Annotated in this window: 23 protein-coding genes and 2 pseudogenes; 12 read left to right on the plus strand and 13 right to left on the minus strand. The window is 66.1% G+C overall.

The window, feature by feature from the left end:
- Positions 1–2: 2 nt before the first annotated feature.
- The 4 genes from CV102_RS08245 to CV102_RS08260 form a co-directional block, all read right to left on the minus strand.
- Positions 3–1,445 (minus strand): amidase, encoded by a 1,443-nt coding sequence (locus CV102_RS08245; RefSeq protein WP_222863687.1) that lies wholly within the window; start codon positions 1,443–1,445, stop codon positions 3–5.
- Positions 1,442–1,762, minus strand: coding sequence for a hypothetical protein (locus CV102_RS08250; protein ID WP_148857418.1), 321 nt, complete (start codon positions 1,760–1,762; stop codon positions 1,442–1,444). Before CV102_RS08250 ends, CV102_RS08245 begins: the two co-directional genes overlap by 4 nt.
- A 146-nt stretch (positions 1,763–1,908) precedes the next feature.
- Complete coding sequence (gene purF, locus CV102_RS08255; protein ID WP_148857555.1) at positions 1,909–3,381, minus strand: amidophosphoribosyltransferase; 1,473 nt, start codon at positions 3,379–3,381, stop codon at positions 1,909–1,911.
- Positions 3,382–3,509: 128 nt separating this feature from the next.
- Positions 3,510–4,397, minus strand: a complete 888-nt coding sequence (locus CV102_RS08260; protein WP_148857419.1) for a ribonucleotide-diphosphate reductase subunit beta — start codon at positions 4,395–4,397, stop codon at positions 3,510–3,512.
- Positions 4,398–4,550: 153 nt separating this feature from the next.
- Between CV102_RS08260 and CV102_RS08265 the strand changes: the two genes are divergently transcribed.
- Entirely contained in the window at positions 4,551–6,323 is a 1,773-nt protein-coding gene (locus CV102_RS08265) for a MutS-related protein (protein WP_148857420.1), read from the plus strand.
- A gap of 10 nt (positions 6,324–6,333) precedes the next feature.
- Here CV102_RS08265 and CV102_RS08270 read toward each other — a convergent pair.
- Positions 6,334–6,828: pseudogene (locus CV102_RS08270) on the minus strand (DUF6735 family protein); the annotation flags it as partial.
- A gap of 212 nt (positions 6,829–7,040) precedes the next feature.
- On the opposite strand from CV102_RS08270, the gene CV102_RS08275 reads away from it, so the two are divergent.
- Complete coding sequence (locus CV102_RS08275) at positions 7,041–7,688, plus strand: HAD family hydrolase (RefSeq protein WP_148857421.1); 648 nt, start codon at positions 7,041–7,043, stop codon at positions 7,686–7,688.
- Positions 7,689–7,712: 24 nt separating this feature from the next.
- Here the strand turns inward: CV102_RS08275 and CV102_RS08280 are convergent, their stop codons facing one another.
- A complete protein-coding gene (locus tag CV102_RS08280) occupies positions 7,713–8,150 on the minus strand; it encodes an SRPBCC domain-containing protein (RefSeq protein WP_148857422.1) in 438 nt (145 codons plus the stop codon).
- 177 nt (positions 8,151–8,327) lie between these two features.
- On the opposite strand from CV102_RS08280, the gene CV102_RS08285 reads away from it, so the two are divergent.
- Positions 8,328–9,617 (plus strand): DUF7405 family protein, encoded by a 1,290-nt coding sequence (locus tag CV102_RS08285; RefSeq protein ID WP_148857423.1) that lies wholly within the window; start codon positions 8,328–8,330, stop codon positions 9,615–9,617.
- On the opposite strand, the gene CV102_RS08290 is transcribed toward CV102_RS08285, so the two are convergent.
- On the minus strand, positions 9,584–9,907 hold the full coding sequence (locus CV102_RS08290; RefSeq protein WP_148857424.1) for a hypothetical protein: 324 nt from the start codon (positions 9,905–9,907) through the stop codon (positions 9,584–9,586). The genes CV102_RS08285 and CV102_RS08290 overlap by 34 nt on opposite strands.
- A gap of 118 nt (positions 9,908–10,025) precedes the next feature.
- Between CV102_RS08290 and CV102_RS08295 the strand changes: the two genes are divergently transcribed.
- Both CV102_RS08295 and CV102_RS08300 read left to right on the plus strand, forming a co-directional pair.
- Positions 10,026–10,826, plus strand: a complete 801-nt coding sequence (locus tag CV102_RS08295; RefSeq protein ID WP_148857425.1) for an NAD-dependent epimerase/dehydratase family protein — start codon at positions 10,026–10,028, stop codon at positions 10,824–10,826.
- A gap of 110 nt (positions 10,827–10,936) precedes the next feature.
- Positions 10,937–11,158, plus strand: coding sequence for a DUF7535 family protein (locus tag CV102_RS08300; RefSeq protein ID WP_148857426.1), 222 nt, complete (start codon positions 10,937–10,939; stop codon positions 11,156–11,158).
- Here the strand turns inward: CV102_RS08300 and CV102_RS08305 are convergent, their stop codons facing one another.
- Both CV102_RS08305 and CV102_RS08310 read right to left on the minus strand, forming a co-directional pair.
- Positions 11,159–12,166 carry a glutathione S-transferase family protein gene (locus tag CV102_RS08305; RefSeq protein ID WP_148857427.1) on the minus strand — a complete coding sequence of 336 codons (1,008 nt, stop codon included), beginning with the start codon at positions 12,164–12,166 and terminating at the stop codon, positions 11,159–11,161. It abuts the gene before it with no gap.
- Between the two features lie 66 nt (positions 12,167–12,232).
- Complete coding sequence (locus CV102_RS08310; RefSeq protein WP_148857428.1) at positions 12,233–13,279, minus strand: calcium/sodium antiporter; 1,047 nt, start codon at positions 13,277–13,279, stop codon at positions 12,233–12,235.
- A gap of 194 nt (positions 13,280–13,473) precedes the next feature.
- On the opposite strand from CV102_RS08310, the gene CV102_RS08315 reads away from it, so the two are divergent.
- The 3 genes from CV102_RS08315 (at position 13,474) to CV102_RS08325 (ending at position 16,445) form a co-directional block, all read left to right on the plus strand.
- Positions 13,474–15,045 carry a Na+/H+ antiporter NhaC family protein gene (locus CV102_RS08315; protein WP_187432893.1) on the plus strand — a complete coding sequence of 524 codons (1,572 nt, stop codon included), beginning with the start codon at positions 13,474–13,476 and terminating at the stop codon, positions 15,043–15,045.
- A complete protein-coding gene (locus CV102_RS08320; protein ID WP_148857429.1) occupies positions 15,042–15,317 on the plus strand; it encodes a DUF7513 family protein in 276 nt (91 codons plus the stop codon). Before CV102_RS08315 ends, CV102_RS08320 begins: the two co-directional genes overlap by 4 nt.
- A gap of 72 nt (positions 15,318–15,389) precedes the next feature.
- A complete protein-coding gene (locus CV102_RS08325) occupies positions 15,390–16,445 on the plus strand; it encodes a DNA methyltransferase (RefSeq protein ID WP_148857430.1) in 1,056 nt (351 codons plus the stop codon).
- 192 nt (positions 16,446–16,637) lie between these two features.
- Here the strand turns inward: CV102_RS08325 and CV102_RS08330 are convergent, their stop codons facing one another.
- Positions 16,638–17,300, minus strand: coding sequence for a potassium channel family protein (locus tag CV102_RS08330; protein WP_148857431.1), 663 nt, complete (start codon positions 17,298–17,300; stop codon positions 16,638–16,640).
- A gap of 229 nt (positions 17,301–17,529) precedes the next feature.
- Between CV102_RS08330 and CV102_RS08335 the strand changes: the two genes are divergently transcribed.
- Entirely contained in the window at positions 17,530–19,011 is a 1,482-nt protein-coding gene (locus CV102_RS08335; protein WP_148857432.1) for an NCS2 family permease, read from the plus strand.
- A gap of 71 nt (positions 19,012–19,082) precedes the next feature.
- Positions 19,083–19,328 carry a glutathione S-transferase N-terminal domain-containing protein gene (locus tag CV102_RS08340; protein WP_148857433.1) on the plus strand — a complete coding sequence of 82 codons (246 nt, stop codon included), beginning with the start codon at positions 19,083–19,085 and terminating at the stop codon, positions 19,326–19,328.
- 319 nt (positions 19,329–19,647) lie between these two features.
- Here CV102_RS08340 and CV102_RS08345 read toward each other — a convergent pair whose 3' ends face one another.
- Entirely contained in the window at positions 19,648–20,613 is a 966-nt protein-coding gene (locus tag CV102_RS08345; RefSeq protein WP_148857434.1) for a transcriptional regulator, read from the minus strand.
- Between the two features lie 159 nt (positions 20,614–20,772).
- On the opposite strand from CV102_RS08345, the gene CV102_RS08350 reads away from it, so the two are divergent.
- Both CV102_RS08350 and CV102_RS08355 read left to right on the plus strand, forming a co-directional pair.
- Positions 20,773–22,098 (plus strand): tRNA(Ile)(2)-agmatinylcytidine synthase, encoded by a 1,326-nt coding sequence (locus tag CV102_RS08350; protein WP_148857435.1) that lies wholly within the window; start codon positions 20,773–20,775, stop codon positions 22,096–22,098.
- A 28-nt stretch (positions 22,099–22,126) separates the two neighbouring features.
- A pseudogene (locus CV102_RS08355) lies at positions 22,127–22,382 on the plus strand (YbjQ family protein).
- A 40-nt stretch (positions 22,383–22,422) separates the two neighbouring features.
- Here the strand turns inward: CV102_RS08355 and CV102_RS08360 are convergent.
- Together CV102_RS08360 and CV102_RS08365 are read right to left on the minus strand one after the other, a co-directional pair.
- On the minus strand, positions 22,423–23,571 hold the full coding sequence (locus tag CV102_RS08360; RefSeq protein WP_148857437.1) for a site-2 protease family protein: 1,149 nt from the start codon (positions 23,569–23,571) through the stop codon (positions 22,423–22,425).
- A gap of 189 nt (positions 23,572–23,760) precedes the next feature.
- On the minus strand, positions 23,761–23,964 hold the full coding sequence (locus CV102_RS08365; RefSeq protein WP_148857438.1) for a VNG_1110C family protein: 204 nt from the start codon (positions 23,962–23,964) through the stop codon (positions 23,761–23,763).
- Between the last annotated feature and the right edge of the window lie 129 nt (positions 23,965–24,093).

Raw genomic sequence — 24,093 nt, forward strand, 5'->3', positions numbered from 1 at the left:
GCTCAGTCGTCGGCGTGCATCGTCCGCTCCTCGAGCCCCTCGACCAGCGCCGCGTGGTCGACGTGCTCGGTCCGTCGTTCGTACTCGCACGCGAGCGCGAGCACCGTCGGTTCCTCCCAGGCGCGACCGACGAACTCGACGGCCGTCGGGAGATCGCGCTCGCCGAAGCCGTTCGGGATCGTCACGCCCGGCAGCCCGGTCACGTTCGCGGCGGCGTTCACAGGTGGGGTCTCGAACTGGCCGAAGAACTCCGCGAGCGACTCCTCGATCGGGTTCGCCACGGAGTTCCGCGCGGGAGAGACGAGCGCGTCGTACTCGGTGAGGAGTTCGTCGAGCCGGCGCTGTGCCTTCGTCCGAACGCGGTTGGCGTTGACGTAGTCCTTCGCGAGCACGGTGCTCGCCCGGTAGCTGCCGAGCTGGTGGATCTCGTCGTCGAGTTCGTGAACCTCTCCGCTCTCGATTAGCGTCTCGAACGCCGCCGCGGCCTCGGCGTCGATGATCGTCCCCGCCATCGCGGCGTACGGCAGGTCGGGCAGCGAGACGCGCTCGAGCGTCGCGAACTCAGAGAGCGTCTCGAGCGAGCGCTCGAAGTTCTCGCGGACGCCCTCCTGTTCGCCCTCGCCCGCGTCCTCGGGGACGGCGATCGTGAAGCCGTTCTTCCGGCCGTCGGCACGAGGAGCACCCGGTTTGCCCTTCGGCGGACCCCGTCCGGGCCGATCGGCCGGACGCGGTTCCGCGATCGCCTCGAGGACGCGCCGACAGCCGCCGACGGTTCGGCACATCGGACCGACCTTGTCCATCGTCCACGACAGCGCCATGACGCCGTCGCGGCTCACCAGGTCGTAGGTCGGCCGAACCGCGCTGATCCCCGAAAAGGCCGCCGGCGTGTTGAGCGATCCCCAGGTCTCCGTCCCGATCGCGAAGCCGACGAGTCCGGCCGCGACCGCCGACGCGGAGCCGCTCGAGGAGCCGCCGGCCCAGGCCTCGACGTCCCACGGGTTCCGTCCGGGGCCGGAGAAGGTGGCGTCCGCGCTGTCGTAGCCGAAGCCGCCGGCGAGTTCGACCATCGCGAGTTTCCCGAGCAACACGCCGCCGGCCTCGTCGAGCCGGCGGACCACGGCGGCGTCCTCGTCGAACTCCTGGTCGCGGTACGGCTCCGCGCCCCAGGTCGTCGGGGCGTCCTCGGTGGCGACGAGGTCCTTCACGCCGTAGGGGATTCCGTGTAACGGACCGCGGTCCTCGCCGGCCTCGAGTTCCTCGTCGAGGCGGTCGGCCGCCGCCAGCGCCCGCTCGTCGGTGACCGTCACGACGGCGTTGAGTTCGGGACCGACTCGCTCGAGTCGGTCGAGGTACGCTTCCGTCAGCTCTCGGACAGTAAACTCGCCGTCGCGAAGCCGTCGGCCGAGTTCGTCGACCGGTTCGACGAGCACCTCGTCGGGAATCACGACCAGTCACCCCGGTACGCGCTGAACCCGTATGCCGGCTCGTCCGCGTTCTCGAGTCCGACCTCCCGGAACGCGTCGGCGGAGGCGAGCGAGCCCTCGATCCCTTCGTGGATCACCTCGCGGTCCTCGTCGTCGAGGCGGTCGCCGTAGTTCGCGACGACGTACGCGAGCAGCGCCTCTGCGGGCTCGAGATCCTCCATCGGCACCGTCGGTTCCACTTCCCGTTCTCCGTCGGTTTCGTCTGCCGTTCCAGTACTCGTCGCGCTCGCCACTGTCGCCGCACCGAGCAGTGCGAGAAACGTCCGCCGACGAGTCATGCCGATTCCTCAGTTTCGAACGAATTGCCTCGTGACACCATGCAGCACGATTGTGGTCTACAGGTAGTCGAATAAGTATTGTCTCAGTTTACAACTGATTGGAAGACGAAATTAGCTGGAGACAGCGCGGGAGTCGTCACCTGGCGTCAGTCGTCGGCGTGTATCGTCCGCCCCTCGAGTTCCGGCCTGACGACGTCGCGATCGCTCTCTTCGCCCTCGATGTCGTAGGGGTACTCGCCGGTCACGCAGCCCAGACAGAGGTCGATCCGCTCTTGTTCGAGCACGTCGGCGACGGCGTCGGTCGAGAGGTACGCGAGGCTGTCGGCGTCGATGGCGTCACGGATCTCTTCACTCGTCTTGTCCGAGGCGATCAGCTCCTCGCGGGTGGCCATATCGATCCCCATATAGCAGGGGGCGACGATCGGCGGTGCGCCGATACGGACGTGGACCTCCTTGGCACCGCAGTCTTTGAGCAGTTGGACGAGCTGCGTCGAGGTCGTTCCGCGGACGATCGAGTCGTCGATGACGGTGACGGTCTTGCCCTCGATCGTGGACTTGATCGGGTTGAGCTTCAGGCGAACCGCGCGCTCGCGTTCGTCCTGGCTCGGCATGATGAACGTGCGTCCGACGTAGCGGTTCTTCATCAGCCCTTCGGCGAACTCGACGCCGTCGTCGTCTTCGGTACGAGATTCGCCGTCGGGAGTCGTTTCGCCCGCAGCATCGGCGTACCCCGAAGCGAACGCTCGCCCGGAGTCGGGGACCGGCATCACGACGTCGGTCTCGACCCCGCTTTCCTCCCAGAGCCTGCGCCCCAGGTTCCGGCGCGCCTCGTAGACGAGCGTGTCGTCGATGATGCTATCCGGGCGGGCGAAGTAGACGTGTTCGAAGAAGCAGTGAGCCGTACTCTCGCGATCGATCAGCTGGTAGGAGTCGAACCCCTGCCCGTCTTCCTGGAGGACGACCAGTTCGCCCGGCTGGACGTCGCGGACGAGTTCCCCGTCGAGCGTGTCGATCGCTGCCGATTCGGAGGCGAGGATGTAGCCGTCATCGAGCTTCCCGATGCAGAGCGGGCGGTTTCCCTCCGGATCGCGCACGCCGAGGACGGTGTCGTCGTGGCTGATCGTCAGGGCGTAGGAGCCGTGGATCCGCCCCATCGTGCGCTTGACCGCCCGGACGAGGTCCTCCTCGAGCAGGTTGCGCGCGAGGTCGTGGGCGATCACCTCGGTGTCGCCGTCGCTGGTGAAGGCGTGGCCGACGGCCGCCAGTTCGTCGCGGATCTCGTCGGCGTTGACGAGGTTCCCGTTGTGCGAGAGGCCGAGCGAGCCGCTCTTGAACGAGACCGAGAAGGGCTGTGCGCAGCAGGAATCGACCGAGCCGGCCGTCGGATACCGAACGTGGCCGATTCCGGCCGCCCCGTTCAACATGTCGAGGTCGTCCTCCTCGAAAACGTCGCCGACGAGCCCCATGTCGACGTGGCTGTGTTGCTGGAAGCCGTCGTGGGTGACGATCCCGGCGGACTCCTGGCCGCGGTGCTGGAGTGCGTAGAGCGCGTAGTACAACGGTCGTGCCGCCGGTCGACCGTCCAGTGAGACGCCGACCACGCCGCACTTTTCGGTCATTCCTGTTCGCCGGGGAGTTTCGCCCCGCCCATCAGTCATGGTCGACCGTAGCGTCTCGAGTGGATAAAAATCCCCGTATTTGTGCTGTCAATGCCGCCACCGTGACGAGATGTTGTGCAAGAACGTGCCTATTCGAGCCGAACGAGCTCCTCGACGTCCGGCATCTCGGTCGAGGCGTCGACGATCTGTTCCATCCGCTGGCCGTGTTTCTCGGCGGCGTAGCTCACCAGTTCGCTCTCCTCGACGCCGTGTACCCCGTCCTCGCTGGCGCCGCCGACGATCTGCTGGGTGAGCGCCGCGAGTTCGCCGACGGTCTCGGTGACGAGTTCGGGATCGACGCCCTCCTCCTGGACCAGGTGCTTGAGCCGCCACATGCCGAAGCCGACGTGGCGGCCCTCGTCGCTCCGGATGCTCGAGAACCCCTCGACGAGCCCGGGGAGCCGCGGGAGTTCCGGGAAGTCGCCGCTGAAGTTCGTCTGCACCCCGTAGTAGCCCGTCTGGGCGAGAATCCCTTCGATCGTCATGTGATAGTGACAGTACGCCAGCGCGCGGTTCTCGGGCGTATCCTCGACGAGCAGCCGGTGCATCGCGGCCTCGTTGCGCTCGAACAGTTCGTCGTACGGCTCGTTGAACCAGCGTGCGTCGGTCGGCGACGACCGCTCGAGCCCGCGGCGGTCCTCCTCGGGGCTGATCACGGTCTGCCAGTAGCGATCGAAGAAGTCCGCGTGTTTGGCCTCCTCGTAGAGCTGCGTCGTGAGGAACAGCTGATCGGCGACGTCCTCGAGGACGACCGCGAGCGGCGAGAGGTCTTCGGTCACCGCCTCCTCGCCGGCGCCGAACAGGGCGAGGGTCTCCCGCAGGCCGTAGAAGGCCTCCGTCGGCACGTCGGCGATCGCCTCGCGATCGGGCTCGAGGTCGATCTCGTGGGGATCCCAGTGGCGTTCGACCGCGTTCCGGTAGTACCGGAAGGATCGTCGGTCGTGATCGAGCGACGCGTGCGTGCTGTCTGTTGACATACGGCGTCGTACGGGGAGCATCGAAAAAATGGTATCGCCGCCAACAGCTCTCTCGAGGGAGGACGGACTGGGGCTGGCGCTCCCCGAGAAAACACAGTGCAGGTGCCGACCGATGACACAGTGTTCAAGACCGTTGACTCGAACCTCTTGGATATGCAACTCGAGGAGTACTGGGGAGTGGGGCCGAAGACGCGGGAGACGTTGACCGACGAACTCGGCAGGGAGCGGGCGGTTCGGGCGATCGAGAGCGGGGACGTGCGCACGCTCTCGGACGCCGGCCTCGCCCGGGGTCGAGCCACGCGCATCCTGCGCCGGGCGACCGGCGGCGACGGGATGGACACGCTGGCGACGAGCGACGCCCGCTCGGCGTACAAGGAACTGCTCGAACTGGCGGTCGATCACGCCGTCACCGACCGCGCGGCCGACCGGATCCGCGTGCTCACCCCGCTCACCAGCCGCGAGGAGATGGAGAACCGACTCGACGACGTGCTCGCGGCGCGGGACGCCTGGAGCGACCTCGAGGAGAGCGATCGGGAGGCTGTCCTCGAGGCGTACGACCGGTACGACGAGCGCGCCGGCACCGAACGCGCGGCCGTGGACGCCGCCCTCGCACTGTCCGACGCCGGGGTCGACTCCGGCCCCTTCGCGGCCGTCGCGGATCTCGAGCGCGAGACGCTCGCGGAGGCCGCCGACGCGCTCGCCGCGCTCGACGGCGGTCGCGTCACCGCGGGTGCGGACGACGAACTCGACCGCCTCCGGACGGCACTCGGGGCAGTCGAGGACATGGACGCGAACGCGCTCGAACTGATCGAGAACCTGCGGGACGACGGGGTTCGAGACGTCAGCGAGTTCCGCGAGGCCTTCGAGGATCACCTTCTTCGCGAGACGGACGTGACGATCGACCGGGTCCACGAGGCGATGCCGAACGACGCGGCCGACGCGACGGATTTCGTGGGCGAGACGCTTCGAGCGCTGCGAGCCGACCTCACCGAGGCGGTCGACGAGCGTGAAGAGACCGTCGCAACCGAACTCGAGGCGACGCTCGAGGACGCCCGTGAGGCGGTCGATCGGGCGGTCGAGGCGGTCGACGAGATCGCGTTCCACCTCTCGCTGGCCCGGTTCGCGCTGGCGTACGACTGTACCAGGCCGTCGTTTATCGATAGCAGTGATGGAAGCGCAACCGTCTCGGTCGTCAACGCCCGGAACCTCATGATCGCGGCCCACGAGGAATCGGTCCAGCCCGTCACCTACGCGCTCGGTGATCACGACGTCGCCGAGACGCCGGCGGGCGTCGACTCGGCCCCCGGCGAGGAACGCGTCGCGGTGCTGACCGGGGCGAACAGTGGTGGGAAGACGACCCTGCTCGAGACGCTGTGCCAGGTCGTCCTGCTGGCGACGATGGGACTGCCGGTCCCAGCCGACCGCGCGGAGGTGACGCCGGTCGACTCGCTGGTCTTCCACCGTCGTCACGCCAGCTTCAACGCGGGCGTCCTCGAGTCGACGCTGAAATCGATCGTGCCGCCGCTCTCGGCGGACGGGAAGACGCTGATGCTCGTCGACGAATTCGAAGCGATCACGGAGCCCGGCAGCGCGGCGAATCTGCTGCACGGACTCGTCACGCTGACCGTCGAGCGGGATGCGCTTGGCGTGTTCGTCACCCACCTCGCGGACGACCTCGAGCCGCTCCCGCCCGAAGCGCGGGTCGACGGCATCTTCGCTGAGGGGCTGAACCCCGACCTCGAACTGCTCGTGGACTACCAGCCTCGCTTCGGCACTGTCGGCCGCTCGACGCCGGAGTTCATCGTCTCGCGGCTGGTCGCGAACGCGAGCGACCGGGGCGAGCGCGCCGGCTTCGAGATCCTCGGGGAGGCGGTCGGCAACGAGGTCGTCCAGCGGACGCTGGCGGACGCTCGCTGGGACGAGTGAGCGGACCCTACTCGTCAGCCTCGTCGCCGCCGTACGTGTAGGGCACGCCCTCGTACTCCTCGCAGATCCGCGCCTCGAGATACGTCCGTGCGGCCCGCCTCGAGAGCCGACCCATCTCGATGACGTCTCCGAGGACGGTTTTCGTCGCGCGAAACCAGGTCCGAAAGTCGCGGTCGTCGGTTCCCGGCGCGAGTTCGACGATGGCGCCCCGGTTCTCGTCCTGGCCGTCGCTCCACTCGAGCCAGCAGACGCGATACGATTCGATCGCCTCGCCGAGATCGACGAGGTACAGCGCCTCGTGGATGCAGGGGTCGAGAAAGTCCGTGAGGATCCGGTCGCGCGTGATCGAGTCGGCGAGCAGCGACGGCTCGACGCAGCCCTCGGCCAGCGGCGTCTCGGCCGTGAGCTGTGACGCCAGCGTGAGTTCCTCGCCGCCCCAGTGGCTGTATCGAAGGTCGTAGAGGCGGTCCGGTCGCCCGTACGCGACGAGGGCTCTATGACCCATCGCCCACCCCGCTCCGCGACCGGTCGGACGGCTCGGTTCTCGCGTGACGGACGCCTGTTTCGTGGAACATCGCTCCCTCTGGCCGCCCGCCCGTACTTCAACTTCCGGACGCGGACGGCCACGGTGGGAGCACGATGTCAAATAAATAGGCGACGCGCCTGTGGCGGGCACAACGCCGAAAACCCTGCGAGGCGTAGCGGCCCCAACGAAAGATGGAGTACGACGCATTCGTGTTCGACAACGACGGCGTGTTGACGACGCCGACGGACCGCGACGTTCTGCTCGAGGCGATCCACGGCGCCTTCGCGGACGTCGGCGCGGGGGAGCCGACGAACGCCGAGATCGAGACGCTGCTCGGTCCCGACGTCGCCTCCCTTCGCCGGATCGCCGACGAGTACAACGTCGAGCCGTCGACCCTGTGGGAGGCGCGCGAACGCGCAGCGATCGAGGCGCAACTCGAGGAGCTCCGAACCGGCCGAAAGTGTCCGTACGAGGACGTATCGGCGCTCGAGTCCCTCGAGGCACCGACGGCGATCGTCAGCAACAACCAGCACGAGACGATCGGGAACATCCTCGAGCACTGTTCGCTCACGCCGTTCGACGTCTGGTACGGCCGCGAGCCGACGCTCGAGGGGATCGAGCGCAAGAAGCCGGAACCGTACTATCTCGAGCAGGCGATCACCGATCTCGGCGTCGAGAACCCGCTGTACGTGGGCGATAGCCGCGTCGACGTTGCGGCAGCCGACGCGCTCGGTATCGACTCGGCCTTCATCCGTCGCGACCACCGCCACGGATACGAGCTTCCGACCGAGCCGACCCACGAGATCGAGTCGCTCGAGGGGATCACGAGCCTGTACTGAGTCCGTCTCGAGACTCGGTACCGCTCAGGCCGCCACACGCGCTTCGGCGCGTTCCTTGATCGTCTCGTTCGTCTTCCTGAACTCGCGCTCGAACCGCCGTGCGTCGAACAGCAGCGGGACGAGCGCACCGCGCACCGTCTCGCGCTGGAGGAGCCGCGTGCGCGAGCCGTCGTCGATCGGCTCGAGGTGGAACTCGTGGTAGCCGTCGAACGTAAACGGGAGGAACAGCCGACCGAGCCAGACGAGTCGCCGGCCCTCCTCGATGGCGATCACTTCCGGCTGGAAGGTACTGGATCGGGATCCGGACGACGCTCGGGAGCGGAGTCGCTCGCCGACGACCGGAACGTCGTCCATCGACCGGACGAACGGGTTTATCGTCGGATCGCTGCTGAACTCGAGGAGGACGTCCCAGACGACGTCTGGGGGTGCGTCGATCTCTTCGAACACCTCGACCTGGTTCATGCTAGCACGTATCGTTTCTCGCCGAAATGACTGTATCGGTTGGGAACCCCCTCACCGCAGTCAACTCGTGCGGCTCGATACTCGAGTGCGCTCTCACTTCTTTTCGCTTCTTCTCGCCTCTGCTCGAGTCCCCGTTTGACCGGAATTTCCTTGAGGACGCACGGCTCAGGGATGAGTATGCCCCGCCCGGACCGCGGTCTCTCGCGCCGAGCGTTCGTTCGGAGCGCGGTCGCCGTCGGCGGTGCGGGTGCGCTGGCCGCCTGCACCAGCCGTGAGGAGGACGCGGACGTCCCCCAGGCCGATCTCGACCCCGAGGAACTCCCCGACCGCCAGCACGCCTGGAACGAGTTTCTCGACCGGGACGACCACGGCAACGTCAGGCCGCCCGAACACCACCTCCTGCTCGGCCTCGAGTACGTCGGCGGCGGTCTCGACGGCTCCGGCGACCCCGACGACGCCGAGCGCGAGCGCCTCGAGGACGCGTTCACGACGCTCGAACGAGCCTACGGTCGCGGCAACGACGGTCTCGCGTTTACCGTCGGCTACGGACCGACCTACTTCGATCGCTTCGACGGCGATCTCCCGGAAGGAGTCGACCTGCCCGAGCCCGAACCGCTCGCCCCGATCGAGGATCCGGACCTCGACGCCCACGACGCCCTGCTTCACCTCGCCAGCGATCACGGCCACGTCATCCTGAGCGCCGAGGAGGCGCTCACGGGCGCGCTCGAGGAGATCAACGACGTCTCCGTCGAGGGTACCCTCGAGGGAGTGCTCGAGGTGACCGACCGCCGGACTGGGTTCGTCGGCGAGGGGATCCCGGCGGAGAACCAAGCCGAGACCCGCGGTATCCCGGACAGTGAGCCGGTTCCCGACGACGCCCCGTTCTTCATGGGATTCAAGTCCGGCTTCGAGCGCAACCAGGCCAGCGAGGATCGCGTGACGATCCCCGACGGTCCCTTCGAGGGCGGAACGACGACCCATCTCTCGAAGATCGATCTCAACCTCCAGCAGTGGTACGAACAGGACAGTCGCGACCAGCGCGTCGCCAAACTGTTCTGTCCGGCCCACGCCGACGAGGACCGCGTCGAGGGCGCCGGCCACAATCTCGGCGACTCGAGCGGCGTCGAGGGCTGTATCGAGGATGCTGAGACCGACGCGCGGAACGGACTGGTCGGGCACGCCCAGAAGGCCGGCCGCGCCCGAGAGGACGGCGACCCGATCATCCTCCGGCGGGATTTCAACTCGACCGACGACGACCAGGCGGGGCTGCAGTTCCTCTCTCACCAGCGGTCGATCGCCGACTTCGTCGCCACTCGAGCGGCGATGACCGGCGGCGATCTTACCGACGGCGCGATCGACTCTCGGTTGAACAACGGCATTCTCCAGTACGTGCGGGTCCGCCGGCGGGCGAACTACCTCGTGCCGCCGCGGCGCTACCGGGCGTTGCCGACGCCGAACCCGGAGTAGTCGGTAGCCTTTCCTGCCGGCTCGCTGGCCGCGAACGTCACGACGAACCGCTCCTCGCCCGCGTACTCGATTTCGGCGACCGCGAGCGCGTCGGGATCGACGCCGTACTCGTCGAGTTCGTAGATCAGATCCTCGAAGTAGTCGTAGTCGCAGCACATCCGGCAGAAGGGTCCCTCGAAGCGGACGAGAAAGGCGTCGCTGCTCGTCTCGAGCAGTTCTGCTGTCGCCATCGGACTCCGGTACTCGTTGTACGTTTCGATCGCGCGCTCGAGAGTGCCGCTCGAGACCATACGGGGAGTACGATCCGGACACGCAAAAGTCGTCGCTCGTCCGTCATCCGGCGGCGGGCGAGGGATCCCGGAACGCGCCAGCCCGGCCTATTTTGGCCTGGCTACTGTCGACCTCCCCATGACCAAGATCGCGATCACTGGCGCCTCCGGCAACGTCGGCAGGCAGGCGATCGAGGCGTTTCCGGACGACGAGCTCACCCTGTTCTCCCACAGCGAGTCCGAGGACCTCGAGACCACACCGATCGAGATCAGCGACCGCGAGACGTTCGTCGACGCGCTCGAGGGCCAGGACGTGCTGATCCACCTGGCGGCGAACCCGGACCCCCGGGCCGAGTGGGACGCGGTCTCCGGGCCGAACGTTGAGGGCGTCTACAACGCCTACGCGGCCGCCGTCGAGAACGACCTCGAGCGGGTCGTCTTCTCGAGTTCGAACCACGCGGTCAACATGGACAACACCGTCTCGCCGACGCGGCCGGAGTCGACGAACGGATCTCCCGACGTCGTGCGCCCCGACGATCCCCCGGCGCCCGACACCTACTACGGCGTCACCAAGGTGTTCGGCGAGGGGATGGGCCACTACTACGCGAATCGCCACGGTCTGGACGTGGTCAACCTCCGGATCGGCTGGCTGCTTACCCGCGACGAACTGCGGAGCGAGGTCGCCGACCGGGACGGCGCCGGCGAGCGCTACGCCCGCGCGATGTGGCTCAGTCCCGGCGACTGCCAGCGCGTCGTCCACGCGGCCGCGACGGAGACGCTCCCGACGACCCCCCTGACCGCCCACGGCATCTCCCGCAACAGCGACCGGTTCCTCTCGCTCTCGGAGACGATGCTCGAACTCGGCTACCGCCCGCAGGACGACGCCGCCGAAGTCCTCGCGGACGACGAGGAGGGTCGAGACGGGCTCGAGGCGCCCTGATCTCCGGAGGACGGTACCCCGGTCAGCCGTCCGACTCCCCACGAGACAGTCTCGTCCGTGACGTTCTCGAGATCGAAAGACGGAATATCGGGACGGTTCTACACTCACACATGTCAACCAGGGTGGCCGAGTCGACGGGCTACGGCCCGAACAGTCAGATGTCCATCTTCGGCTACGTCGTAGCGGCGCTCGTCGTTATCGTTCTCCTCCCGGTGTTGCCGCTGTTCGTGATCGGCTGGCTCATCTGGCGAGCCTTCCTCGCACCGGACGAAGAGGAGCACAGCTTCGAGAAGTGGCGTCGCGAGTCCGGTCGTCCGCCGGGAGACACCTGATCAGTCGTCCGCGCTCGCCGCCTCGAGTCCCGACGGCGGCGCACCAGGCAGTTCGTCCCGATCGTGCGGCGCATCGAACGCCGGATCGGGGCCGCGGGCGACGATCCGGTGGGGATTGACGTCCGGATGAGTCGTGTAGTAGTGTTCTTTGATGTGGTCCATATTCACGGTCTCCGCCACGCCTGGCGTTTGATATAGATCGCGGAGGTAGGGCCAGAGGTTCTCGTACTCCCGGATGAACTGGACGTTACACATGAAGTGGGTGTGGTAGACGTTGTCGAATCGGACGAGCGTCGTGAACATCGCGATGTCGGCTTCCGTGAGCCGATCGCCAGCGAGGTAGCGCTGGTCGGCCAGAACGTCGTCCCAGTGGTCGAGCGCGGAGAAGAGATCGTCGACTGCCTCGTCGTACGGGCCCTGATCGGTCGCGAATCCGGCCCGGTAGACGCCGTTGTTGACCGGTTCGTAGATCTCCTCGATGATGCGATCGACCTCCTCCTGGTACCCCTCGGGGTAGAGGTCGACGTCTCTCGAGGCGACCGAGTCGAACTCAGTGTCGAGCATCCGCATGATTTCTTTGGACTCGTTGTTGACGATCGTGTCCGTCTCCGTGTCCCAGAGCACTGGGACCGTCACGCGAGCGGTGACGTCGGGGTCGGCCCGGACGTAGAGCTCTCGGAGATAGTCGGCGTCGTGAACGTGATCGCGCGTACAGCCCTCCTTGCCGGGCGGGAACTGCCAGCCGTCTTCGTCGCGGTACGGGTCGACGACCGAGACGGAGATCGCGTCCTCGAGTCCCTTCAGCGCGCGCGTCACGAGCGTCCGGTGGGCCCACGGGCAGGCGTAGGAGACGTAGAGGTGGTAGCGGCCGGCCTCGGGCTGAAACTCCGCGTCGGGATCGTCGCGGATCCGGTCGCGAAACGTCGTCTCCTGGCGCTCGAACGAGCCGTCGTCACTGGTGGTCTCGTAGGCATCTGTTCGCCACTCGCCGTCGACGAGCATGTTCATGACTCGTCGTACGCCCCGGACGGTCAAAGGGTCGCGCTAACACCAGTGTCACCGGCCCCCCGCCCGTCAGCCGACAACGTTCACCAGCCAGTACGCCGCCGTGAGCGCGATCAGGACCACACCCTCGAGTCGGGTCACCCGGCGGCCGGTCGCGAGCAGCACCGTCGCGGCGGCGGTCAGGACGCCCAGCCACACCAGGCCGGGGACCACGGCCGGATCGAGGGCAAGCGGCCGGACGACCGCGGCGAGGCCCAGCACGCCGAGCAGGTTGAACACGTTCGAACCGACGATGTTGCCCGCGGCGATCCCGACGTCGCCACGCCGGGTTGCCACGACGGCCGTCACGAGTTCCGGCAGCGAGGTTCCGGCAGCGACGACGGTCACGCCGACGAGCCACGCCGAAACGCCGACCGAGAGGGCGATCGTCGTCGCCGCGTCGACCAGCACTCGCCCGCTGACGGCGACGAGGAGAAGGCCGACGAGAAGGCGACCGATGTCGTACCCGATGCGAGGGGATCGTTCGCTGCTCGCGTTCGCCGGCTCTTCTGACGCGTCGGAGGGGCTGGCGGTGCTGGTGGTCTCCGGGGCGGACGACGTTTCGCTCGCGGCGATCGGTTCCGCACCGTCCGGCACAGTCTCCCCGTCAGATCCGCTCGTCCGCCGGATCTCGAGTCCGAGCGCACCGAGGTAGCCGGCCAGCAGTGCGAGGAGGATCACACCCTCGAGTCGCGAGAGGACGCGGTTTGCGAGGACGCCCGTCGCGAGAGCCGTCGCGAGAGCCATCGCAACCGCATCACGGCGGATCATCGTTTCGGTGACTCGAAACGGCACGATCACGGCGACAATTCCGAGAATTAGTCCCAGGTTGAATACGTTCGAACCGACGACGTTGCCGACGGCGACGTCGCCGTTGCCCTCGAGTGCGGCGACCGTCGAGACGGCGATCTCCGGGGCGGACGTACCGAAGGCGACGACCGTGAGGCCGATGACGAGCGAGGAGACGCCGGCCGCACTCGCGAGTCTCGAGGCCGCGTCCACGAGCCATCGCGCGCCGGCCCACAGTCCGAGCGTGGCGGCGACGAGAAGCGCGACTGAACCGGCGAGCGGCGACACGGTCCGTACGTTCAGCCGACTGGCGTAAAAACCTGGCTCGACTCGAGAGCGCTGCTTCGACGTAGCGGATAGCGAATAGAGCCGTTGCGACGAGTAACGACGAAGAAACCACGTGTTAGCCCGGTGTTACGTTTTCGGTCGACGTACGGTAACATTTATCCGAGATAATTCGAGTATTACTGTCGTGTGTTGCGATGAGTACTAATAACAGCGGGCCGGGTGACTCGGATCCGAGTGAGTCGTTCGTCGCGGGAACCGACGACGACGAGCCGCGAATATCGTTCTACGGCGGCCGGGGGATGAGCGCGATTCCGATCGGCTTTTTCATCCTCTGGGCGATCGCCCAGACCGCCCTCTGGCGGATCTCCGATACGGGCGGGTTAGTCGTCGGCATCCTGGTCGGCCTCATTCTCGGGATGTTCTTCGTTCGCGGCAACTGGAAGACCTACGCGAACACCATCTTCGAGGGAATGACCCAGCCAGTCGCGGTAACCGCGATCGTCGCGTGGATCTGGGCCGGCATGTTCGCCGAGATACTGCAAGACGGCGGCTTCGTCGACGGCCTCGTCTGGCTGGCCGATGTCGGCGGGATCGGCGCGACGCTGTTTCCGGCGATCACGTTCATTCTCGCGGCGCTGTTCACGACGGGGATCGGGACGGGATACGGCGCGGCGATCGCGTTCGTGACCCTCTTTTTCCCCGCCGGAATCCTGCTCGGGGCGAACCCGGTCCTGCTGTTCGGCGCGATCCTCTCGGGGGCGATCTTCGGCGACAACCTCGCGCCCGTCAGTGACACGACGATCGTCAGCGCGGTCACGCAGGACTCCGACATCGGTGGCGTCGTCGCCTCGCGGTTCAAGTACGTGATTATCGCCGCGATCATCGCGTTCGCCGGCTATATCGTCGCCGGGCAGTTCATGGGCGGCCTCGGGATCGGCGGCGACGCCCGGGAGATCCTGGTCGCCGAGAGCGAACCGATCGGCCTGATCCACCTCCTCTCGATGGGGGTCGTGATCGGCGCGGCGGTCGCCGGTCGCCACATCGTCGAGGCAATCTCGTGGGGCATCGTCGTCGCAGCCGTCTCAAGCCTCGCGCTGGGGCTGATGTCGCTCGGCGACATCGTCATGTTCAACGCGCCTGAAGACGCGCCAGTGGCCGGGCCGCTCGAGTTCCTGCCCGTCCTGACGATCGTCGAGGAACCGGCCGACGTCGGTGTCGGCGGGAGCCTGATCAACGGTGCAGCCGGGTTCTTCGAACTCGCGATCCTCGTCCTGTTGATCATCGCGGCGGCCCAGATCATGATCCGTGGCGGCGCCTTCCAGGCGATCCTCGACTGGTCGCTCGAGAACCTCGCGACGAACGTTCGCAACGCCGAACTCACGATGGTCGGCTCGGCGGCGCTGATCAACGCCGTCATCACGATCAACACGGCCGCGGAGGTCGCGATCGGACCGTACATCTCGAAGATCGGTGAACGGTTCAACCTGAACGGCTACCGTCGGGCGAACATCCTCGACGGGCAGACCGCCGCGCTCGGCTACATCTTCCCGTGGTCCGGCGGCGTCCTCGCCGGCTACACGGCGATGCAGACCCTTCCCGGCCAGTACGACTGGTTCGAGACGGGCATGCTCGTCACGCCGATCGACGTCGTTCCGTTCGTCTTCCAGGGCTGGCTGCTGGTCGCGGTGTTCGTCATCGCGGCGCTCACCGGCTTTGGCCGCGAGTACGTTACCGACCGCGAAACCGAGGAGGTGGCACGAATATGAGTCTCTTCCAAAAGTATCTTAAAGGATGGACGTTCCGGAGTACCAAGCCGTCGTTCGACGTGGGCGACGAGATCAGCGTGTTCATCGCCAAAACGAACGGCACCGACGCAGGACTCGCCTACATCGGTGACACGAAACTACTCGTCGACGGTGCCGGTCCGGAGACCGTCGAGAAACGCGTCCGACTTCGGGTGACCGAGTTCGACGAGGCGGAGTCGGCTGGTCGCGGTGAGTTCCTCGAGATCGTCGGCCAGAGCTCGTACACCGACTAACGACTCGCCGTCTGCGTCTCACTCGAGGAACGCGATTTAAGTATGCCGGGTGAGAGCACTCGGACATCAAGCATGGAGGACGGGGACAGCCACCGGCAGAGTCGGCTCTTCACGGACGACGACGGCGAGTTCGACGCCGAGCGCGCTCGAGACGAGTCCTTGCCGGTCGAAGACGGCGACGTGATCGACACCGACCAGCTCGCCGACCACCAGCGCTACATCGAGGGGCGAGGGATCTACGACGAGCGCAACCGGGTCAACGACCTCACCGGCAAGGAGTGGAAGTACGCGACCAAATCGGTCATCGCGGAGCACTACCCGCCGGACGTCCAGCACGACCTGCGGAGCGAACACGGCGGCCAGAAGCCGCCGCGACTCTGTGCGGAGCTGATCGGCCGGTTCAGCAAGGCCGGCGACACCGTCCTCGACCCGTTCGCCGGCGTCGGCGGTACCCTGCTCGGTGCGAGCTTCTGCGAACACGAGGGAACCGGACTCCGTGAAGCGATCGGCTTCGAACGCACCGAACGCTGGATCGAGCTCTACGAGGCGGTCCTCGAGTCCGAGAACGAGGAGCGACGGGCCCGCGGGGAGCCGCCGCTCGCCGAACAGGACGTGCGCCACGGCGACTGCGCCAACCTGATCGAGGACGTCCCCGACGACTCGGTCGACCTCCTGCTGACGGACGTGCCCTACTGGCACATGGACGAACTCGAGCAGACTCGCAACGAACACGAGACACGCGAGAGCAAACTTGGCGCGTTCGACGCGGACGAGAGCGAGGCCGCGGACGGTGACGAGACCACGGGCGACACCGACGGCGGCGCGACCGCGACGAAAGCCGAGTGGCTCGCCGACATGGCCGAAAAGTTCGATCGGTTCGCCGACGCGGTCGCCCCGGACGGTCACGTCGTCGTCTTCATCGGCGACATGTACCGCGAGCAGTCCTACGAGTTCCTCTCGGCGGATCTCGCGCGAGCGATCGAGTCGGCCGCGCCGCTTTCGCTCGCGGCGAATCTGGTCTGGTACGACCCGACGAAGGACCTCCACGTCTACGGCTATCCGTTCTCGTTCGTCCCGTCGATGGTCCACCAGAACGTGCTCGTCTTCCGACTCGATGACGACGGTTGAAACGGTCTGACTCGCGTCGTTCGGTCGTCTGACGCGGTTTTATCACGAATCCCGTCGACGAGTGTACTGGGCGCAAACTGGACGATACCCCCATCCCCACTCCGGTTGCGCCCGTCCGTCACCTGCTTCCATCCCCTCTTTCCGATTGGCTTCCGTCCCTCTACTGACTGGCTTCTATCCCCTTCTCACCGATCACGCGGCTGCGGGTAACAGCGCCGCTCGAACCTCGTCGACGCGGTCCGTTTCGGTGATGACGGCGACCTCGTCGCCAACGTTCAGTTCAGTTCCCGGAAGCGGAATCGTCAGTGACTCGCGTTCGCGACCGTGTGCGTAGATCCGAGCGGAGTCGGGGAGGTCGAGTTCGCTCATCCGCTTGCCGACCGCGGGTGAGCCGTCGCGGATCTCGAGGACGGTCAACTGGAGGTTCGTGGCGAGGTCGGCGACGACGTTGAAGTCGCCGCCGAGCATGGCCGTCTTCGCGCCCGCCGCGCCCAGCCGTTCGGGGTAGATGATCTCGTCGACGTCCTCGGCGTACTTGTTGTAGATGTCCTCGCGGTAGTCCTCGTCGATCCGCAGGACGGTTCGACAGTCGTGGTGTTTGCCGACCATGCAGGCCGCGAAGTTGGCGTTGAGGTCCGGCGTGAACGCACCGATCGCGTCCGCGGTGTCGATCCCCGCCTCGAGAAGCACCTCCTCGTCGGCGCCATCCCCCTGGATCGTCTCGAACCCGTCGTTCTGGGCGCGGTCGATCCGGTCGAGATCCTTGTCGACGACGACGGCGTCGTGTCCCTCTTCGGTCAGAATACGCGCCGTTCGCGATCCGACTCGGCCGTAACCCACGATGACAAACCTCATGGTCCCCAGGTATGCGCTCGGGGGTCAAATACGTTCGTTCGACACGGACCCCTATGCCCAACCCGTCGACGAGGATCTCGATGACCTGCGAGCGGATCTGACGGATACGTCGTTCGACTGCTCTCGTCCGTAACCTGAACTCCGGACCTATCCACGAACGTGGTCACAATACCGCGATCCGAGACGGGAATCTTTAACTAAGCAGTCTGGTTATGCTCGTACATCCAATATGGGGGCTTCCGACAGAGTCGCGGAGTACTTCGGATTCGACGAGTACGGAACGGACTTACAGACGGAGACGATCGCCGGGCTCACGACGTTCCTGGCGATGGCGTACATCATCGTAGTGAACCCAGCGATCCTGACCGACGCGATCCTCTGGGACCACGAGGCCGGCGAGTTCCAGAGCGAGGCGACGATCAACGGAACGGTCTACAGCGAGGGCGAAATCTTCCAGATGATCGCCGTCGTGACGATTCTCGCCTCGATTGCCGCGATCCTCGTGATGGCGTTCTACGCGAACCGGCCGTTCGGTCTGGCGCCGGGGATGGGGCTGAACGCCTTTTTCACGTTCACCGTCGTCATCATCCTCGGCGTGCCGTGGCAACTCGCGCTCGCGGCGGTCTTCGTCGAAGGGATCATCTTCATCGCGCTCACCGCCGTCGGGGCGCGACGGTACATCATCGAACTGTTCCCGGAGCCGGTCAAGTTCTCCGTCGGGGCCGGTATCGGCGTCTTCCTGCTCTTTCTGGGCCTCCAGGAGATCGAACTCGTCGTCCCGTACGACGCGACGATAGTCACGCTCGGGAACGTCCTCCAGAGCCCGGTCGCCGCGCTCTCGCTGGCGGGGCTCGTCCTGACGCTGTTGCTGTACGCCCGCGGCCTGCGCGGTTCGATCATCATCGGCATCGTGACCACGGCCGTCGCCGGCTGGGCGCTCACGCTCGCCGGAGCGGTTTCACCCGGGATACTCACGCCCGGGAACTCCTACGATCAGGTGACGAACGACGGTCTCGTCTCGATGATCGCGTCCGTTCAGTACGACTTTACCCCACTGTTCTGGGGGTTCGTCGACGGGCTGGGCATGATCAGCGACGACCCGCTCGTCTTCGCGCTGGTCGTCTTCACGTTCTTCTTCGTCGACTTCTTCGACACCGCGGGGACGCTCATCGGCGTCTCCCAGATCGGCGGCTTCCTCGACGAGCAGGGTGACCTGCCCGAAATCGAGAAGCCGCTGATGGCCGACGCGGTCGGCACCACGTTCGGCGCAATGGTGGGGACCTCCACCGTAACGACCTACATCGAGTCGTCGGCTGGCCTCGAGGAGGGCGGCCGGACCGGCTTCACCGCGCTCGTCGTCGGCGGGATGTTCGCGCTCGCGTTGCTCGTCGTCCCGCTGATGCAGGCGATTCCCCAGTACGCCACCTACCTGGCGCTGATCGTCGTCGGAATCATCATGCTGCAGGGCGTCACCGACATCGACTGGCAGGATCCCGCTTGGGCGATCAGTGCCGGCCTGACGATCACGATCATGCCGCTGACGACGTCGATCGCGAACGGCCTCGCCGCCGGCATCATCAGCTACCCGCTGCTCAAGGCTGCGATGGGCGAGCGCGAGGATACCTCGCTCGGCCAGTGGATACTGGCGCTCGCGTTCATCGTTTACTTCGTCGTTTACTTCTCGGTCGAGGCGGGGACCGTCACGTTCTGACCGCGTCGGCGGTTCCGGCAACCCGTTATCCGACCGGTGGCCTCTTCATCGTCTATCCATTACTGGCCGTCATGGCTGACATTACGCTGTACGAACTCCCTGGCTGTCCGTACTGTGCGAAAGTCCGCACGAAACTCGACGAGCTCGAGGTCGACTACGACGTGATCGAAGTACCCCGTTCCCACGGGGACCGCACCGAGGTCGAGCGAGTCAGCGGCCAGACCGGCGTTCCGGTCATCACCGACGAAGCCGAGGGCGTCGAGGGAATGGTCGAGAGTACGGATATCGTCGAGTACCTCGAGGAAACGTACGCCTGATCGGTCGATCGTAGCGCGTTTCGCGTCGCGATTCGCCGTTCTCTTGGTCTCGATTGTCCCTTGCTGTCACAGCGAGTAGCGGCGCTATTCGGGGTTCCGAGAGACGTCTCCCGTCTTCGCCCTATGATGCGGACGGTGTTCAGAGTACACCGACTCGCTGAGAGATCCGACCATCACGAAAGCCCCTTTCAGTCCCACTCACGATGGCTGGCCAGGCAACCGACTCGGGTGGGACTTTCGTGGTGGTCTCACTCGAAGCTGAGTACTCACAATAGTGTTTGAACACGGCCGTGATGCGAGAGTGAACTCCCGTCGAGAATCAGGCGGCTTCCTCGTGCTCTGCGCGCTCCCGGATGACTGCCCGGAGGTCGTCCGCGTCGCGGAGTTCCTCGAGTTCCTCGCGCTCGACGAGTGCGGTGCCGTTGACGGAGTCGCGCTTCGCGCGGTCGACGATGTAGACCGACTGGGTTCGGGTCACGTGACCGATCGAACTCATGATCCGGGCGCGCTTCTCGGCGGCCTTCGTGAACTCGGAGTGACCGGTGAGAACGACGCCGCTGTCGTCCTCGTCCTCGCTGACCGCCTTGAACGGCGATCGAGCGGTCGGGTGAACCTGGTAGCCGGCCCGGGTGAAGACGGCGACGACCCGTTCGTCGGTCGGATCGGCCGCCGGATCGTCCGGCGTCGACTCGCTCTCGTGAACGTCGTCGGTGCCCTCGAGGACGTCGACCGGGCTGGTCAGCGGTGCGTCGAAGAACTCCTGGAGCGCCATCGCGACCTCGACCGAGGCGTTCATCCCGTCCTCGTACTTCGAGACGGTCCGCCGCGAGACGCCGAGCTGGCTCGCGAGTTGGCCGAGGCTCAGGTCGCGGTTCTCGCGCTCGTCGGCGAGCAGGTCGCCGTCGATGTTGACGTAGAGACCGCCGGGTGCGGCGTAGATCAGCGGCGGAACGTCCTCGATGAACAGGTTGTACGCCGTGTCGGGGCTGAAGACCGGGACGCCGTGTCGGAAGTAGACGACGTCGGGTTTGAGATCCTCGTCGCGGCTGCGGAGTCCGATGACCAGCGGCGTCGCCTGCAGGTAGGTTCCGAGGCGACGCATCTCGTGTCCGGTCTCCTCGTTGAACGCGTCGATGTTGCCGAGGATCTTCACGAGCAACAGGTCGTCGTTGCGTCGTGCAGCGATATCGAAGCTCTTCGGTCGAATCGCACACCGGTCGCTGACCACGAACCCCGCGTCCTCCAGCATCGCGGTGACGTTGCCGACCAGTGCGGATCGGGACATACGGGTACGTAAGTGATTCCAGCTATATGAGCGTTGTCCCCGTATCGTCCGGGTGCGGGGTTGCGATTCGACCCGTTACTGCCAGTATTCTTTTATAGCTGGTTTCGCCAGCGCGTTCGTCCCGAAAGGCGTTACTCGCTCGCCCGGCAATCACCGACGATGACCGTCGTCGGCCTCGACGATACCGACTCCCGCAAGCGCGGGATGTGTACGACCTACGCCGCCCACGAGATCGCCGAGCGGTTGCGACGGGCGGGGGCGACCGTCTCGCGACTGCTGCTCGTCCGACTCAATCCCGCCGTCGAGTACAAGACCCGCGGCAACGCCGCGCTGGCGATCCACACCGACTGCGATCCGGACCGCGCGTTCGCCGTCGCTCGCGAGCGCCTCGAGTCCCTCGCCGAAACCGCCGACGACCGGACGCATCCGGGGCTGGTCGTCGCCGATCACGGCCCCGACGAGACGCCCGACGACGTGTCGGCGTTCGCCCGGCAGGCGATCCGGACCCACCTCGAGCGTGCCGACGCGACGACCCTGATCGACCGCCACGGCTACCGCGCGTGGCACGCCGGCAACGGCCGCGGCCGGATCGGTGCCCTGGCCGCGATCGGTGCCTGGCGCGCGCTCGAGGACTGGACCGCCGAGCACATCTCCTATCGCGAGCCCGAACGGTGGGGAACACCGCGCGACGTCGATCACGACAGCGTCTTCGCCGCGGCGGACTGGGGGTATCCCACGGTCTGGGACACAGTCGACCGCGGCGAGGACGATTCCGTCTGCGTGCCACACACGCCCGGGCCGATCCTGTACGGGATCAGGGGCGACGACGCCGAGACGGTTCGACGCGTCGCGGACCGCATCGAGAGCGAACCCGTCGCCTCGAGTCAGCTATTCGTGACGAACCAGGGGACCGACGTCCATCTCCGGGACGGTCGCCTCGAGACCGTTCGGGACGGCCACGCCTACCGCGTCGACGGCCGGGTCGCGAGCGAACCCGAGACCAGGCAGGGCGGCCACGTCTTCGTGACGCTCGACGGGAGAGACGGGTCCCGAGGAGCGGATGACGACGACCGAGCGGACGGCAGTAGGAGCGAGGAGCCCCCGACGCTCGAGTGCGCCGCCTTCGAACCGACGAAGCGGTTCCGCGACCGCGTGCGCGCGCTTCGCGTCGGCGACCGGATCACGGCCTGCGGCGAGGTCTCCCGCGGAACGCTCAAACTCGAGAAGTTCGCGGTCCGAGACCTCGTGACGACCGAGCGCGTCACGCCGACCTGTCCCGACTGTGAGCGGACGATGGAGAGCGCCGGCCGGAACCAGGGCTATCGCTGTCGCGACTGCGGAACGAGCACCGCGGAGAAGGCGACGGCGGCGCTCGAGCGCGACCTCGAGGAGGGGTGGTACGAGGTACCGCCGTGTGCGCGCCGCCACATCGCCAAGCCACTGGTTCGCGGCGGGTTCGACGCGCCGACACACCCGGAACGGTAACGATCGATTCGTCAGTCATGTCCTCGGTATCGCGCGCGGAAACACCGGAAGCGAAAAGCGCCGGTCGTGACTTCACACAGGGCGTTCGGAACGTTTTCGGCGGAGAGCTCAAAGCCTACTCGGGCGTGCTGACCGACGCCAGAGACGAGGCTATCGATCGAATGGAAGCCGACGCCGAGGAGATGGGTGCGGACGCCGTAGTTAACGTCCGTCTGCAGCCATCGTCGATCACCGAGGGGGCCTCCGAGGTCCTCGCCTACGGCACCGCAGTTCGTCTCAGATAGCGGCCTGTCGAAAGCGATAATCGAGACGAGTGCTTCGGCGTCACATCGGAACTCGATCGGTCGGCTGCTCCGTTCCGAGCTGTTTTCGGAGTTCCATGACCTTCCCGAGGTCGCTGCGGGAGACCGTTCCGGTGGGCTCTCCGTCCTCGAGGACGACGACGAGCGGTCCGTCCCGCATCGCCACGAGCACGTCGAAGGCGGGCGTGGTCGGTTCGACGGTCGGAACGTCGGTGCTCATGACCGATCGGACGGTGGTCGACCCATGAGCGTCGCGGTCGACTCGCTTCAGGTTCGAGAGCGTCACGAGACCGACGATCTCGCTGTCGTCGAGAACGACGTACTCGCTCCGCCGGTCCCGGAGCATCCGATCGGTGAAGTCGGCGACGGTGGCGTCGGCGCTGACGGTTCGAACCGGCGCGTCCATCACGTCCGCCGCGGTGACGCCCGTGAGAAGTTCGTCGAGCATCGTCGTCCGCGACTCGGTCGTCGCCGTTCCATAGACGAACAGCGCGATGAGGATCAGTACCGGGTTCCACGAGAGGACGCCGACGACTGCAAACAGCAACGCAAATAACGTTCCAACGCGCGCAGCCGTTCGCGTCGCCCCGGCGTACGTTCGTGAGCGAGCGAGCAGCGCCCTGAGGATACGGCCGCCGTCCATCGGGAACGCCGGGAGCATGTTGAAGATCGCGAGAACGACGTTGATGACGGCGAGCCAGCCGACGACGAACAGGACGACCGGGAGACTGGCGGGAATCACCTGTAACAGACCGACGAAGACGATACCGAGCAGGACGCTCGTGATCGGTCCCGCGATAGCGATCCAGAACTCGCGGTCCCACTCGCGGGGCATCGACTCGAGCGAGGCGAGTCCACCGAAGATCCAGAGCGTGATCGATCGGATACCGATCCCGTACCGGCGAGCCGCGTACGCGTGGCCGAGTTCGTGAACGGCGACGCTGAAGAACAGTCCGACCGCGGCCGCAGTCCCGATCAGCCACGGATTCGCTCCCACCTGGAGCACGTCGACGTCGAGTCTTGCCGGCGAGAGATCGTCGACGATCGCGGCGTACAGTTCGATCTGGCCGGTCGCAGCGATCAACCAGACGAGAATTGGGAGGAACACCAGCAGAGAGATATTGAGCTGGATCGGGATTCCCCAGACGCTCGTGATTCGGTAATTTCGCATGACGATCACAGCAGACGAACCGAATTCACTTTAGCCGTCGGTTTCTGCGCCGCTCGTCGTGATCTGTGACGTGGACCGTCGAACGCGAGAAGAGCTGTGGCCGCGACTCGTACGGTCTGTCGTAAGTCATTGCCGGTGTAACCGCAGACGTATCGCGGCTGCCCCAGTAAATCGTTACAACAGACCGTATCAGGGGACGGTGATCCCACGACGGGCGAGGAACGCGTTGACGTCCTTGATTTCGACGGGACTGCCGATGATTCGGTAGTGCTCGTCGTCTTCGGGGAAGACGGTCACGGTAAACTCCTCGTCAAGCTGCGGCTCGAGCCCCTCGAGGGTTTCGCGGGGGAGCACGATCTGTGTGCTATCGCGCAGCTGCGACGGTTCCGGCATTCGTATGTTTGAACGATCTCCCGCCGGCGGTATATGCGTGTCGAATTCTCGTCGTTATTCGTATCGAAACCGGGTGGTACCACCGGCTTCGTTCTCGGGTCGGGGTAGTAATTCGAGCCACACCAGTCA

The organism is Natronococcus pandeyae, from assembly GCF_008122205.1.
Taxonomy (GTDB): domain Archaea; phylum Halobacteriota; class Halobacteria; order Halobacteriales; family Natrialbaceae; genus Natronococcus; species Natronococcus pandeyae.

Excerpts from the sequence above, each read along its gene's own strand:
- CV102_RS08250 (WP_148857418.1), bottom strand. The coding sequence starts at position 1,762 with ATGACTCGTCGGCGGACGTTTCTCGCACTGCTCGGTGCGGCGACAGTG.
- purF (WP_148857555.1), bottom strand. The coding sequence starts at position 3,381 with ATGACCGAAAAGTGCGGCGTGGTCGGCGTCTCACTGGACGGTCGACCG.
- CV102_RS08260 (WP_148857419.1), bottom strand. The coding sequence starts at position 4,397 with ATGTCAACAGACAGCACGCACGCGTCGCTCGATCACGACCGACGATCC.
- CV102_RS08265 (WP_148857420.1), top strand. The coding sequence starts at position 4,551 with ATGCAACTCGAGGAGTACTGGGGAGTGGGGCCGAAGACGCGGGAGACG.
- CV102_RS08275 (WP_148857421.1), top strand. The coding sequence starts at position 7,041 with ATGGAGTACGACGCATTCGTGTTCGACAACGACGGCGTGTTGACGACG.
- CV102_RS08280 (WP_148857422.1), bottom strand. The coding sequence starts at position 8,150 with ATGAACCAGGTCGAGGTGTTCGAAGAGATCGACGCACCCCCAGACGTC.
- CV102_RS08285 (WP_148857423.1), top strand. The coding sequence starts at position 8,328 with ATGCCCCGCCCGGACCGCGGTCTCTCGCGCCGAGCGTTCGTTCGGAGC.
- CV102_RS08290 (WP_148857424.1), bottom strand. The coding sequence starts at position 9,907 with ATGGTCTCGAGCGGCACTCTCGAGCGCGCGATCGAAACGTACAACGAG.
- CV102_RS08295 (WP_148857425.1), top strand. The coding sequence starts at position 10,026 with ATGACCAAGATCGCGATCACTGGCGCCTCCGGCAACGTCGGCAGGCAG.
- CV102_RS08300 (WP_148857426.1), top strand. The coding sequence starts at position 10,937 with ATGTCAACCAGGGTGGCCGAGTCGACGGGCTACGGCCCGAACAGTCAG.
- CV102_RS08305 (WP_148857427.1), bottom strand. The coding sequence starts at position 12,166 with ATGAACATGCTCGTCGACGGCGAGTGGCGAACAGATGCCTACGAGACC.
- CV102_RS08315 (WP_187432893.1), top strand. The coding sequence starts at position 13,474 with ATGAGTACTAATAACAGCGGGCCGGGTGACTCGGATCCGAGTGAGTCG.
- CV102_RS08320 (WP_148857429.1), top strand. The coding sequence starts at position 15,042 with ATGAGTCTCTTCCAAAAGTATCTTAAAGGATGGACGTTCCGGAGTACC.
- CV102_RS08325 (WP_148857430.1), top strand. The coding sequence starts at position 15,390 with ATGGAGGACGGGGACAGCCACCGGCAGAGTCGGCTCTTCACGGACGAC.
- CV102_RS08330 (WP_148857431.1), bottom strand. The coding sequence starts at position 17,300 with ATGAGGTTTGTCATCGTGGGTTACGGCCGAGTCGGATCGCGAACGGCG.
- CV102_RS08335 (WP_148857432.1), top strand. The coding sequence starts at position 17,530 with ATGGGGGCTTCCGACAGAGTCGCGGAGTACTTCGGATTCGACGAGTAC.
- CV102_RS08340 (WP_148857433.1), top strand. The coding sequence starts at position 19,083 with ATGGCTGACATTACGCTGTACGAACTCCCTGGCTGTCCGTACTGTGCG.
- CV102_RS08345 (WP_148857434.1), bottom strand. The coding sequence starts at position 20,613 with ATGTCCCGATCCGCACTGGTCGGCAACGTCACCGCGATGCTGGAGGAC.
- CV102_RS08350 (WP_148857435.1), top strand. The coding sequence starts at position 20,773 with ATGACCGTCGTCGGCCTCGACGATACCGACTCCCGCAAGCGCGGGATG.
- CV102_RS08360 (WP_148857437.1), bottom strand. The coding sequence starts at position 23,571 with ATGCGAAATTACCGAATCACGAGCGTCTGGGGAATCCCGATCCAGCTC.
- CV102_RS08365 (WP_148857438.1), bottom strand. The coding sequence starts at position 23,964 with ATGCCGGAACCGTCGCAGCTGCGCGATAGCACACAGATCGTGCTCCCC.